The 12,391-nt window shown below is 54.6% G+C and carries 13 protein-coding genes and 2 pseudogenes; 11 read left to right on the top strand and 4 right to left on the bottom strand.

Annotation, left to right across the window (positions count from 1 at the left end; genetic code table 11):
* Nucleotides 1-360: 360 nt before the first annotated feature.
* Nucleotides 361-849, top strand: a complete 489-nt coding sequence (locus tag IQ254_RS25390; RefSeq protein ID WP_193968947.1) for a DUF4168 domain-containing protein — start codon at nucleotides 361-363, stop codon at nucleotides 847-849.
* A gap of 86 nt (nucleotides 850-935) precedes the next feature.
* Here the strand turns inward: IQ254_RS25390 and IQ254_RS25395 are convergent, their stop codons facing one another.
* Complete coding sequence (locus IQ254_RS25395; RefSeq protein ID WP_193968948.1) at nucleotides 936-2,144, bottom strand: 4-hydroxy-3-methylbut-2-enyl diphosphate reductase; 1,209 nt, start codon at nucleotides 2,142-2,144, stop codon at nucleotides 936-938.
* A 481-nt stretch (nucleotides 2,145-2,625) separates the two neighbouring features.
* Here IQ254_RS25395 and IQ254_RS25400 point away from each other — a divergent pair, with 481 nt between their 5' ends.
* The 4 genes and pseudogenes from IQ254_RS25400 (at nucleotide 2,626) to IQ254_RS25415 (ending at nucleotide 5,328) form a co-directional block, all read left to right on the top strand.
* Nucleotides 2,626-2,865, top strand: coding sequence for a hypothetical protein (locus IQ254_RS25400; RefSeq protein WP_193968959.1), 240 nt, complete (start codon nucleotides 2,626-2,628; stop codon nucleotides 2,863-2,865).
* Nucleotides 2,747-3,001 (top strand): annotated as a pseudogene (locus tag IQ254_RS32770) (type II toxin-antitoxin system RelE/ParE family toxin). Before IQ254_RS25400 ends, IQ254_RS32770 begins: the two are co-directional and overlap by 119 nt.
* Before the next feature lie 511 nt (nucleotides 3,002-3,512).
* Nucleotides 3,513-4,805 carry a Glu/Leu/Phe/Val dehydrogenase gene (locus IQ254_RS25410; RefSeq protein ID WP_193968949.1) on the top strand — a complete coding sequence of 431 codons (1,293 nt, stop codon included), beginning with the start codon at nucleotides 3,513-3,515 and terminating at the stop codon, nucleotides 4,803-4,805.
* An 85-nt stretch (nucleotides 4,806-4,890) separates the two neighbouring features.
* Nucleotides 4,891-5,328, top strand: coding sequence for an SPOR domain-containing protein (locus IQ254_RS25415; protein ID WP_193968950.1), 438 nt, complete (start codon nucleotides 4,891-4,893; stop codon nucleotides 5,326-5,328).
* 51 nt (nucleotides 5,329-5,379) lie between these two features.
* Here IQ254_RS25415 and aat read toward each other — a convergent pair whose 3' ends face one another.
* Entirely contained in the window at nucleotides 5,380-5,967 is a 588-nt protein-coding gene (gene aat, locus IQ254_RS25420) for a leucyl/phenylalanyl-tRNA--protein transferase (protein ID WP_193968951.1), read from the bottom strand.
* Between the two features lie 139 nt (nucleotides 5,968-6,106).
* On the opposite strand from aat, the pseudogene IQ254_RS25425 reads away from it, so the two are divergent.
* Nucleotides 6,107-6,433, top strand: a pseudogene (locus IQ254_RS25425) (hypothetical protein); the annotation flags it as partial.
* A 170-nt stretch (nucleotides 6,434-6,603) separates the two neighbouring features.
* Here IQ254_RS25425 and rpsN read toward each other — a convergent pair.
* Nucleotides 6,604-6,906: a 30S ribosomal protein S14 gene (rpsN, locus tag IQ254_RS25430; protein WP_193968953.1), complete on the bottom strand. Its 303-nt coding sequence runs from the start codon at nucleotides 6,904-6,906 to the stop codon at nucleotides 6,604-6,606.
* Between the two features lie 212 nt (nucleotides 6,907-7,118).
* On the bottom strand, nucleotides 7,119-7,643 hold the full coding sequence (locus tag IQ254_RS25435) for a hypothetical protein (RefSeq protein ID WP_193968954.1): 525 nt from the start codon (nucleotides 7,641-7,643) through the stop codon (nucleotides 7,119-7,121).
* Nucleotides 7,644-7,860: 217 nt separating this feature from the next.
* On the opposite strand from IQ254_RS25435, the gene dxs reads away from it, so the two are divergent.
* From dxs to IQ254_RS25460, 5 genes are all read left to right on the top strand, one after another.
* Complete coding sequence (dxs, locus tag IQ254_RS25440) at nucleotides 7,861-9,768, top strand: 1-deoxy-D-xylulose-5-phosphate synthase (protein WP_193968955.1); 1,908 nt, start codon at nucleotides 7,861-7,863, stop codon at nucleotides 9,766-9,768.
* Nucleotides 9,769-10,062: 294 nt separating this feature from the next.
* On the top strand, nucleotides 10,063-10,458 hold the full coding sequence (locus IQ254_RS25445) for a nucleotidyltransferase domain-containing protein (protein ID WP_193968956.1): 396 nt from the start codon (nucleotides 10,063-10,065) through the stop codon (nucleotides 10,456-10,458).
* Nucleotides 10,459-10,462: 4 nt separating this feature from the next.
* Nucleotides 10,463-10,789, top strand: a complete 327-nt coding sequence (locus tag IQ254_RS25450) for a HEPN domain-containing protein (protein WP_193968957.1) — start codon at nucleotides 10,463-10,465, stop codon at nucleotides 10,787-10,789.
* Between the two features lie 52 nt (nucleotides 10,790-10,841).
* Nucleotides 10,842-11,135 (top strand): nucleotidyltransferase family protein, encoded by a 294-nt coding sequence (locus IQ254_RS25455; protein WP_193968958.1) that lies wholly within the window; start codon nucleotides 10,842-10,844, stop codon nucleotides 11,133-11,135.
* Nucleotides 11,136-11,252: 117 nt separating this feature from the next.
* On the top strand, nucleotides 11,253-12,391 hold a 1,139-nt coding region (locus IQ254_RS25460; RefSeq protein ID WP_313887567.1), incomplete at its 3' end, for a hypothetical protein.

Genomic DNA, 12,391 nt, shown 5'->3' on the forward strand with positions numbered 1-12,391 from the left:
CTGAGCCTCTCGAAGTTCGCTCAACGTCCGATCTTCTTCCTCGGTTAGTATGATGCGTAGTGGGGCGGGCATTTTGGGGCACTCTAGCTACCCCGCTATCTTACATTTAATTTCAACCGCCTACTTAGCAAGGTTATTTCACTCCCAGATTACTCAGAAAAGTTTTTAGCAGAACACACATTGGCTAGAGAACGCCCCTCGGAGCCCAGCGCGATCGCGGAGAGTCACAACTTTGTCACACCCTCGTCATCCTGGCGCCACGATCGCCCCCTAGGGTATCAACCCATGGGCGTCTGACCGACGTTCAGCAAGAGTTTGCATCGGCGAACTTCTAGTTGATGATATGCGAGGACAATCGCGATGAAACCTTCAACGTTACTCAAAGGCCTGCTGGCGGCTACCCTCATACTGGGAGCCCCCGCTGCCGCTGTAGCCCAGGAGCAGACCGAACCAGCACCCAGCCAGGCCGCCCCGATTGAGGTGTCTGAGAACCAAATCGACAACTTTGTCAGCGCCTATCAGGCCATCCAGAACATTCAACAGGCCGTGCAGCCCGAGATCGTCGCCGCTGTCGAAGCCGAGGGGCTGACGGTGGATGACTACAATGCGATCGCAGCCGCCCAGCAGTCTCCTGATACCGCCGCTGACATCGACCCGACCCAGGCCGAGCAGTTTGCCGCGGCCACCGAGCAAATTGCTGCACTCCAGGCCAATGCAGGCCAGGAGATGGAGGCGGCCATTGAGGCCGAAGATCTGACCGTCGACGAATTTGAGCAGATCTTGGCCCAGGCCCAGCAAGACCCGGCTCTGCAACAGGCCATTACTGAGCGCCTAGCCGGCGACGAGTAGCTCTCAACCAGTTAGTCTTGATCCCTGCATCCTTAGAGAGAATGGCCTTTAACCCCAGGGTTGAGGGCCATTTTTTTGGGCCTGCTCTACACCGCCGCCATGGCCGCTTTAATGGCAAAAATATCCTCGATAGTATCTTCTACCGAGCGATCGGGGGTAGACGCGCCAGAGGTCACCCCTACAACAATAGGGCCGTCGGGCAGCCAGCCCTCGGTCACCGTCATGTCGCCATGGAGCTGTTTATGCTCAATGCGGTTGCCGGGGCCAATGCGGCTGGCGCTGTCGATGTGGTAAGAGGGAATCTGGCGCTCGATCGCAATCTCTTGCAGGTGGGTGGTGTTTGACGAGTTGTAGCCGCCGATCACCACCATTAGATCTAGGGCTTCATCGACCAGCTCAAACATGGCATCCTGGCGCTCTTGGGTGGCGTCACAGATAGTGTTAAAGCTGAGGAAGTGGTCGTTGAGGGCCTGGGGGCCGTATTTCTTGAGCATGGTGTGCTCAAAGAGCTTGCCGATCTGCTCGGTTTCGCCCTTGAGCATGGTGGTCTGGTTGGCAATGCCGATGCGATCGAGATCGCGGTCGGGGTCAAACCCGGCGGAGCAGGCGTTGCCAAATTTGGCCATAAACTCGGCTCGGTCGCCGCCCTTGAGAATGTAATCGGCCACATAATGGGCCTGATCGAGATTCAGCACCACCAGGTATTTGCCCGCAAAGGAGCTAGTGGCCACGGTTTCTTCGTGGTTGTACTTGCCGTGGATGATGGAGGTGTGGTCTTTGCGCTTGTGCTTTTCAACCGTGTTCCAGACCTTAGACACCCAGGGGCAGGTGGTATCGACGATGGTGCAGCGCTTGTCGTTGAGCAGCTGCATCTCCTGCACGCTGGCCCCAAAGGCGGGTAAAATCACCACGTCGCCCTGGCCCACTACGGCAAAATTTTTCTCGCCGTTGACCACTTCGATAAACTCCACCGCCATGTCTTTGAGGCGCTGGTTGACGCTGGGGTTGTGGATAATTTCGTTAGTGATCCAAATCCGCTCGGTGGGGAAGTGCTGGCGGGTTTCGTAGGCCATGGCCACCGCCCGCTCGACCCCCCAGCAAAAGCCAAAGGACTGGGCCAGTTTGATGGTGACCTCGCCGCGAGTGAGGGTATAGCTGCGGTCACGAATATCCTGAATCAGGCCGCTGTTGTACTCGGTCTGCATCTGGCCAGCGACCGCTTCCCCGTGGCCAAACCCCTGGCGAAAGTACTTGTCGGAGTGGTTGAGGGAGCGCTTAAAAGCCTTGGTATCCATAGAATTTTCACCGAGTGCAGCACATTATCTAGGATAGCGGGTTGTGGGCAGGGGTTTTGGCTGCGATCGCCCAGAAAATTTCAATGGTTACATTCGACTCAGTGGACCACTCTGGGTCTGGCTGGCTGAGAGAGGTCGTCACCCTTAAACAGCAGCGGCTGCTCTGCAACTTTGGCTAACGCATAGCAACAGCCATCTCCCAGATTGATCTGGGCAGGCAGGATGACGCCCCTTGCCGTAGTTGAAATAGGCTTGGCAGGCAATTTCCGCTTGCTGGACGGTTAAAGGGACGACGGCGATCGCATTATCTCGAATCAGCAAATCTAGCTGCGCAGTACCCAATAAACCGCAGTGCTGGCCATCGATCGAATGCATGACATCTATGCCACATTTACCTCGCCAACTGTGCGTTGGCTACAGCTACCGAACAATTAAGATTACCAGGTTATAGTAGTGGGCAACCGCCACCCCCGCCTCCGCCATGACCGGATTTGAACCCCTAATCGGAGCCGCCGCCGCTGGCCTGGGTGGCTTGATTACCAGCCTGGTCAAAGACAAAGGCACCGAAACCCTCAAAAAGATCGACTGGGATATTGGCAAGAATGTGGCCCTTAGAAAGGCCATGGAAGCAGATTTTTTAACTCCCTGCTTCGATCAGGCTCAAGGTTCAGGAAAAGATTTTGGCACTCAAATCAGAACCACGGCCACCTGGAGTTTCTAAGCTCAAAGGCTATGACCATCAATATCGACTCAGAGTTGGAGATTATCGTATCAGATACGAAATTTCTGACGAAGAGTTCAAGGTAAAAATTCTACAATGTAAACACCGCAGAGAAGTCTACAAAGACAAAAGCTAGTTAAGGAATATGATGACGACTTCAAAAATGAATGGAGGCATTACTTCCCAGGCAGTGGTTAGCAATATCTCGGCTAATGGTCTGTGGCTAATCTGTAACGACCATGAGTATTTTCTACCCTACGACTAGTACTCTGAGGCGGCAATAACCCAGCTGTTTACTCACGCGGAAACACTTATGAGGCCTGGGGTTCCCGTTCTGCCTTCTGCCTTCTGCCTTCTGCCTTCTTACTTCTGCCTTTCGGTACTAGTACTCGAAGGCTGAAATATGTCCACCGTCCCGGATCGCTTGGCTCCCCTGCTGCTCCCGAGCCCTAAGAAATAGTATCTAAACTTGCGCCGTGGAGTATTAGTCTATGCGGCTTTATAGGAAATTCGCATAGACTCGACAGGAAATAGTAGCGTACAATACAAAATATTACTTTTTGGCCGGGCCGATTCTCCTTGATGGAACCTTAAATAAGGGGCACGTTTTGCTGTCTTCCCTTCCCTTCATTCTCTGGTGTTAGCCCATGGCCACCTCAATTTTGTCTGACGCCAACCGCCGTTTAGAGCGAGCGCTGAAGTACGTTTCCATTTCTGACGATGCCTCTGAGCGGCTGCGCTACCCCAAAGCCAGCCTGACGGTGTCAATTCCGGTGCGCATGGATGATGGCACCCTGAAGGTTTTTCAGGGCTATCGGGTGCGCTACGACGATACCCGTGGGCCGACTAAAGGCGGCATTCGGTTTCACCCCGATGTCACCCTCGACGAGGTGCAGTCGCTGGCGTTTTGGATGACGTTTAAGTGTGCGGCGCTGAATCTACCCCTGGGTGGGGCTAAGGGCGGGGTGACGGTCAACCCCAAGGAGCTGTCAAAGTTTGAGCTAGAGCGGTTGAGTCGGGGCTATATCGATGCGATCGCTAACTTCATCGGCCCCGATGTCGATGTGCCCGCCCCCGATGTCTACACCAACCCCATGATCATGGGCTGGATGATGGATCAGTACAGCATCATTTGCCGCAAGCTGAGCCCGGCGGTGATCACCGGTAAACCCCTGAGCATGGGCGGCAGTCAAGGGCGCGACACCGCCACGGGTACCGGTGCTTTCTATGTGCTGCAAGCACTGATGGGACGATTCAACAAGGCGCCCCATCAAACCACCGTCGCAGTCCAGGGGTTTGGCAACGCCGGCAGCGTCATCGCCCGATTGCTGTTTGATGCGGGGTATCAGGTTGTAGCCGTGAGCGACTCCCAGGGGGGTATCTATGCGGCCCAGGGGCTAGATATCCCTAGCATTCAGCAGTTTAAGGCCTCGACTCGCAGCCTCAAAGCCGTGTACTGCGAGGGTACAGTGTGTAACGTCATCAATGACCATACAGACATCACTAACGAAGAGCTGCTGAGCCTGGATGTCGATATTTTGGTGCCAGCGGCCTTAGAAAACCAGATTACAGCTACCAATGCCGATACGATTCGAGCCCGCTACATCTTTGAGGTGGCCAATGGCCCCATTACCTCCGAGGCTGATGACATCCTCAACGCCAAAGGCATTTATATATTCCCCGATATTTTGGTCAATGCCGGTGGGGTGACGGTGAGCTATTTTGAGTGGGTGCAAAACCGCAGCGGTCTCTACTGGTCGCTGGAGGATGTCAACGCCCGCCTCAAAACCATGATAGTGACTGAGGCCGAGCGCATCTGGGCGATCGCTCAGGAGTTGGCGATTCCGCCCCGCACCGCCGCCTACGTGCATGCCCTGGAGCGTCTGGGCGATGCGCTCAACGATAAGGGCACTCGCGACTACTACGTCAGCGGTATTTGAGCAGGTCTATGACTCCTATGTTTGGGCGTGGGGCATTGGGTACCCTGAGGCCTTGGGCCTGCTCTTCACGTCATCATGAGATGCTATGACTATTGACGATCTGTCGCGACGCCTAGCGGATCAGGGCTGTAACCCAGCGCTGTATGCCATTGGCGATCGCGGCACGGCATCTGATGCCTTCTGCCTCACGCACAATGGCACCCAGTGGCAGGTCTACTACACCGAGCGCGGCCAAGACTCAGCGCCCATCTACGCCTCAACGAGTGAATCGCAGGCCTGCCAGTACTTCTTTCGACACATCATGGCGATGCGCCATGATCACTGCGTTGGCTGCTTCAAATCTAGACACCAGGCTGAGGCGCTGCATGACAAATTGCAGGCGTTTGGCCTTTCACCCTGGCGCGACCAGATCCCCTTTGGTGGCCCGAGTGAGCCACGCTTTCGCGTTTTTGTCAGTGGCCAGGCCATCTTTCTGGCCAAAGCCATCCTGGGTACTGTGCCCATCCGCGATCAGGGCGTCTAACACCTGACAGACCATCGATCGCAGGTACGACGGTGGAGGAGGCGAGGGCTGCTATAGAAAACTACAGTTTTGCTTCAGGGCAATTTTGAGCAGACTCTTATAGTCGCGATCGCCAACCATATAGGCCCCAAACCGCTCTAGGTGAGGGTTCATCATTTGGGCATCAAACAGGGCAAAGTGTCGCTGCCGCAGGTGCTCGACCAGCTTCACCATCGCTACTTTCGAGCCCTCAGAAATGCGAAAAAACATTGACTCGCCAATGAACGCGCCGCCGATTACCAGACCCAGAATGCCGCCAGCCAATTCATCTCCCTGCCAGGTTTCAAAGCTATAGGCCCACCCCGCCCGGTGGAGTTCAACGTAGACCTGCTTAAGCTCTTGAGATATCCAGGTAGTGTCGCGATCGGCGCAACCGCTCACCACCTCCTCAAACGCCTGGTTAATCGCCACTCGAAACCGGTTTTGGTTCAAGGCCCGCCGCAGCGATTTAGGAAATCGAAACCGGTCATCTAGGGGAATCAGCGTGCGCTGACGGCTGGCATACCAGCCCAGATCGTCGCCCTCGCCATCGGCCATCAAAAAATACCCTTGGGAGTAACCGCGAATAATGGCGTCTAGGTCATACTTGGTGGGGATCACGGCGTTGTATTTGCAAAGGGCAGCAAGGGGCGAGTTGAGGATTCGTTACGCTCAGCCACGCTTAGCTCGGGATCAGAGGCTGAGACGGTAGTATTGAGTGTACATAAGGTTTTCTCAGGTTGCCCCATTTGCTGCGCCGATGACTGACCCCCTCAACCCCATTATGCTGCCGCCCCCCCAGGACGTTTATCAAGAGGGACGATGGCTCAAGGCTGCTCTGCTGACCTGGCTCAATGCCGAATACCTGCCTGAACCGGCCAATCGCTCCATTGCCGATCGCGTTTCCCAGGTGTTTGTGCGCCAGCGCATGGAGGGCGAAAACGACGTGGGTTCCTTAGTGATGGCAATTTTGACTGAGCTTCAGGCATTTGATTTTTCAGAAAGTTTCTACGGTGAGTTTACCGTGGCCAACGCTGTGGGCGACCTGCTGTTTGACAGCCTGGGCATCGATCGCTGCTGTGGGCGCTCTACTACCCTTGAGACCAACCGAGTCGGAAAGCCCTCGGATGACCAAAATGCAGATAGCGATATCGCGTAGTGGGCCTGGGTTGATCGCAAATCTGAATTCAATTCAATTTACGCAGCCAAAACTTTGGCATAGAATCTTGCGCTAGCTCGAATCTCGATCGGCGAAATCTACCAACTCGACTTGACGACACCGGGCAACAGACCCTGGTGAGCCATCTCCCGCAGCTTGTTGCGGCACAGGCCAAAGTCACGATAGTAACCCCTGGGGCGACCGGTCATCCAGCAGCGGTTGTGCAGACGAGTCGGTGCGCTGTTGCGGGGCAGCTGTTGAATTTTGCGGTGAATAGCCACCCGTTCTTGCTGGTTTTGGGCGCTATTGAACTCTTCCAGCAGCGCTTCGCGCTTGCTCGCGTACTTAGCTACCAGCTTTTCCCGCTTGCGCTCCCGCGCCACCATGCTTTTCTTGGCCATTTGGTTTCTCTAGTCGTAAGACCTTTATCACAGACACAGTCTACTACTATACGCGACAGAACCCAGCAGAGTAAACCCCGGCCTCTAGTTTTTGCGGTGGCTTGCTATCTCTCAGTCAGCGCCAGCGAGGCTCCCGACCGACTAGCGGCAGACCATCGCACTCGCAGCATAGGGCAGAAAGTCATCCCTGACGAGACCACAACTCCTGCCAGCTAGCGAGAGAAAATAAAGGTGGGAGCCACATCTTCAGGACGATAGCCCGCGGCAATACAGCGATTCATCGACTCAGCGGTAGACAGGGTAGCCGCGTCAGCAACACCCACCACGCAGTCGGCAAAGCGCACCGGCAAGACGCTGAGTCGGCAGTTGTTGAGTACGGCAGTGGCGCTAGCCACGTCCAGGCTGCGGTAAATGTCGGTCACGCAGGTGGCCAGTTCATTGGGTCTGCGATCGCTCTGGCAGGCCGTCAACGCTTGCTCGGCACTTACCTCGGCCACACCCGTGACATCAAGGGTGCAGCTGGCTAGGTCGGTGGGGTGCAGTGCCTGTCCGCAGGCTCCAGCCGCCGCCGCCGTTTCTAGGCCGGCCCCGATCAAGCGGCTGGTGCAGGTCTCAAAATCGTTGGCGATCGCGCGCGGGGCAGACAACATCACCATAGGAGCCGCCAGACCTGCCACCAGAGCAAACGGTATTACAGGGCACTGGCGACGAACAACAAAAGCAAGAAAATGAACCATAACAGAACGTTAAAGGTTATATCAGTTGGTTAACGGTCGTAATTAGCGGTTACAGTCTGTTGATCAATTAACTACAGGGGATTAGCACCTTCAATTTAGCTTAGGCAGCATTGGTTTAGATCAATGCCTGCCCTTCCCAATGTTTCTGGTCGTTGAATCTTCTACAGTGAAGATTAGCAGGAAAAACTCAATTGCGTGACGCAGAGGTTAAGGCAGTATGCACCTGAGTGACATTACTCACCCCAATCAACTCCATGGTCTGACGATTCGCCAGCTTGAAGACGTGGCTCGCCAGATTCGCGAAAAGCACCTGGAGACTGTGGCAGCTAGCGGGGGGCACTTAGGCCCAGGGCTGGGTGTCGTAGAGTTAACCTTGGCGCTCTATCAGACCCTCGACCTCGATCGCGATAGGGTCACCTGGGATGTGGGCCACCAGGCCTATCCCCACAAGCTAATTACCGGGCGTTACCACAACTTTCATACCCTGCGTCAAAAAGACGGGGTGGCAGGCTACCTCAAGCGCAGCGAAAGCAAGTTTGACCACTTCGGGGCTGGCCATGCCTCCACCAGTATTTCCTCGGCACTCGGGATGGCCCTGGCCCGCGATTTGAGCGGCGACGACTATAAAGTAGCCGCCATCATTGGCGACGGTGCACTCACGGGCGGCATGGCCCTAGAGGCGATCAACCACGCCGGGCACCTGCCCAACACCAATCTGCTAGTGGTGCTCAACGACAATGAGATGTCGATTTCACCCAACGTCGGGGCAATTCCGCGCTACCTCAACAAAATGCGCCTGAGCCCGCCGGTTCAATTTCTTACCGATAATCTAGAAGAGCAGTTCAAGCACATTCCCTTTGTGGGCGAGTCGCTCTCCCCTGAGCTCGACCGGGTCAAAGAAGGCATGAAGCGGCTAGCGGTGCCCAAAGTAGGGGCTGTGTTTGAGGAGCTGGGCTTTACCTATATGGGGCCGGTAGATGGCCACAATCTGCAGGAGCTGATTGCCACCTTTAAAGAAGCTCACAAGCACACAGGGCCGGTGCTGGTGCATGTATCGACGACTAAGGGCAAGGGCTATGCGATCGCCGAAAAAGACCAGGTTGGCTACCACGCCCAGTCGCCCTTCAACCTCTCCACCGGCAAGGGCGTGCCCTCCACCAAGCCCAAACCCCCCAGCTACTCTAAGGTGTTTGCCGAAACCCTAATCAAGCTGGCCGAAGACAATCCCAAAATCGTCGGCATTACCGCCGCCATGGCCACCGGTACCGGGCTAGACAAGCTCCAGCAGGCGCTGCCCAAGCAGTACATTGACGTGGGCATTGCCGAGCAGCACGCTATTACCCTGGCGGCAGGGCTGGCCTGCGAGGGCATGCGCCCGGTGGCCGCCATCTACTCCACCTTCCTCCAGCGCGGCTTCGACCAGATTGTCCACGACGTCTGCATTCAAAAATTGCCGGTGTTCTTCTGTCTCGACCGGGCGGGCATTGTCGGGGCCGATGGGCCGACCCACCAGGGCCTCTACGACATCGCCTACCTGCGCTGTATTCCCAACATTGTGCTGATGGCCCCCAAAGACGAGGCCGAGCTACAGCGCATGCTGGTGACCGGCATTAACTACACCAAAGGGGCGATCGCCATGCGCTATCCCCGTGGCAGTGGTTACGGCGCTCCCCTAATGGAAGAAGGCTGGGAACCTCTACCCATAGGCCAGGCCGAGGTGCTGCGTCAGGGCGACGATGTGCTGCTACTGGGCTATGGCTCCATGGTCTACCCTGCCATGCAAACTGCCGAAATTCTCAGCGAGCACGGCATTGAGGCCACTGTCGTCAATGCCCGCTTTGCCAAACCCCTCGATGAGGAACTGATTCTGCCTTTGGCGAAACAGATCGGCAAAGTGGTGACTCTGGAAGAAGGTTGCCTCATGGGCGGTTTTGGCTCCGCCGTGGCCGAGTCGATTTTGGATGCCCAGGTGTCTGCCCAAGTGTTGCGCATTGGGGTGCCCGACGTGCTGGTGGACCACGCCTCCCCCGACCAGTCAAAGGCTACCCTGGGGCTGACCCCGCCCCAGATGGCCGAGCGCATTCTCGCGACCTACCAGGTGGAGAAGCCCGTTCTGGTGCGGTAAGCCCTTCGGGCAGCAGGGGAAAACGGTTCCCCTGCTGCCCGAGACACTTTTTAGCCCAGGGTTAGCCTCTCAAAGGGCACAAACGTAGGGTGGGCATTGCCCACCACTCAACCGATGACCTCAAAGGCAGCATTCCTCGATGTGCGATCGCGAACCCAGCGCGATCGCATCGTTGCCATCGCCCCATAGCAAGGAAAGCGGTCTTCCCGGAGCTAAGCTCGACGTTGGTCTGCTGCGCAACCGGCTAAAAAGGTAACGGTAGAATAGGGACACCTTACGCCGAGAGGGTTAGGTATGGTTGTGCTTCCAACGCTGACGCCAGAACTGCTGGAGCAGATGACGGCGGTCATTGTGCAGGCGGTGGCCCCGGAGCAGATTGTGCTGTTTGGCTCCCAGGCGCGAGGTACGGCAGGGCCGCACTCGGATGTAGATTTGCTGGTAGTGACGGCAGACGGGTTTGGGCCGCACCGCAGCCGCATTAAGGAAATAACCCGCATTTCAAAGTCGGTGGGTAAGTTGGGTGTGCCAACGGATATTTTGCTCTACAGCCAGCAGGAAGTGGAAGACTGGAAGGGCAGCCGCAACCACGTCACTACCAGGGCTTTGCAGGAGGGAAGGGTGATCTATGAACGATGTGGATCAGGCCAGAGTATCACTGAAAATCTCAGCGAATGGTCTATGCGCCCTTGAGGGAATGCGGGATGCAGAGGTTTTTGCCGATGAGATCTTTGGGCTCCATGTGCAGCAAGCTACGGAGAAATGTCTCAAAGCCTGGATCGCTGCGATCGGGGAGGTTTATCCGTTCATTCACGATTTAGGGAGTTTGCTGCGATCGCTGGAGGAGAAGGGCTACAACATAGACTCTTTTGAAGCGTTGCAGCAGTACAGCGCGTTTGCTGCACAGATCAGATACGGGTCACTGCTAGAGACTGATCAACCGATTGATCGGGAAGGTGCGATCGCACTCGTCAGCCGTTTGTATGCTGCTGCTGTTGACCAGGTGAGGTTAGCTGGGGAATAGGGCGATCGCCCCTGCTAGGATAAAACAAACTTACGTTCCCCTTTGCCTGGGCATGGTTGTATCGCTAGAAAGTCTTAAAGCCAATTGGGCCGAAATTCTGGCACTGGCCGAGAAGTATGGTGCGTCTAATATCCGGATATTTGGCTCAGTAGCTCGTGGAGAAGCCCAGGCCGATAGCGATGTCGATTTTTTAATCGATCTTGAGCCGGGCCGGAGCTTGCTCGATCACATTGGTTTCAAGCAAGAGCTAGAAGACTTGCTGGGGCGATCGGTCGATGTGGCAGAGTCAGTTACACTGCACGACCTGATTCGCGATCAGGTTTTGAGGGATGCGATCGCGCTATGACAGAGGAAGGCGCTCTTTACCCGAATCATGAGCATCGTCCACTCTATTTTTAATCGGGTTAAAGCCTTGATTCAAAGGCGTCAGCAATAGGAAGCCCAGGAGGGGTAGCAAGCAAGAATGTCAGCAATCACCGAATGGACTGCAACCGCCTTTCTCCTGCCTTCCATAGGGCAACCAGAACCTATCACTTGGTCAAGTCTACTGGAAAAGTTACAGGAGGCTGTTCCTGTTCCTTGGGTTTGGGCAGTATTCCCTTTAATAGGGGTAGCACTTCTGTTCGTTTTGGACATAGGTGATAAGCTGTCCGGCATACTTGGATGGCTGGGGATAGAAAGTCCAATTCGGCATTCGGTGCTGTTTGATAGTGATGATAAACAAAAGAGTCGACGTAATCTTTTAAGCAAAGTTAAACGTAATGTTGACGATCAATTAAAAGGCTCTCTTCACGAAGGCGTCAAAGCCGACCTCAATATAGAAGATCAGCCACAGCAGGTAGGCAAGCATAAAAATAAACTCATCCCTAAGGACAATCGGGAGGTATCTTCTTTTTTTAATGAGTTCTTTCTTGATCGTGATTTCCAATACTTTGCAAGGCAGAAGTCTTCACCGATCACACTAGAACCGACCCAAAAAATAATAGACTTTTTTGATCAAAGCCAAGGTCAACTATTGATTTTAGGAGATCCAGGAGCAGGCAAGACAACCGAATTACTTCATCTAGCGCAGGGTTTATTAAAACGAGCCCATGCGGATGAGAGCTTTCCTATCCCTGTCCTTTTGGAGCTAACCACGTGGGATGATGGGCAAACTATTGAGGAATGGATTGCTGACAGGCTTAGTAAGCCTAAGCCAGAAGGTGGCTATGGAATTAACAAGCTAGTTGTCAACCAATGGCTTCAGGATGACGACATTATTCCACTAGTGGATAGCCTTGATGAAATTGGCTTGATAAGACAGCGAAAATGTATAAAAGCAATCAATGTTTTCCTTGCAGAAAGATCACCACATGGATTTATTGTTTGCTGCCGAAGAGAAGAATATGAAACTGCTAACGTTCAAATAGATGCTCTCAAAGGAGCAATATACTTAAAACCACTTCAAGATGAGCAGATAAAGGACTATTTTCAGCGCTTAACGGGTGACAAGGGTACTCAACGTCATGCGGTACAGGGCTTTGAGACAATAAAGGGGACAAAAAATAGGGAGCCTCAGTGCAGCTCCCCTAAACCAATATGTTTCCTGCATCCTACCAAACC

Origin of the sequence: Nodosilinea sp. LEGE 07088, from assembly GCF_015207395.1 — a bacterium.
Classification (GTDB): domain Bacteria; phylum Cyanobacteriota; class Cyanobacteriia; order Phormidesmidales; family Phormidesmidaceae; genus Nodosilinea.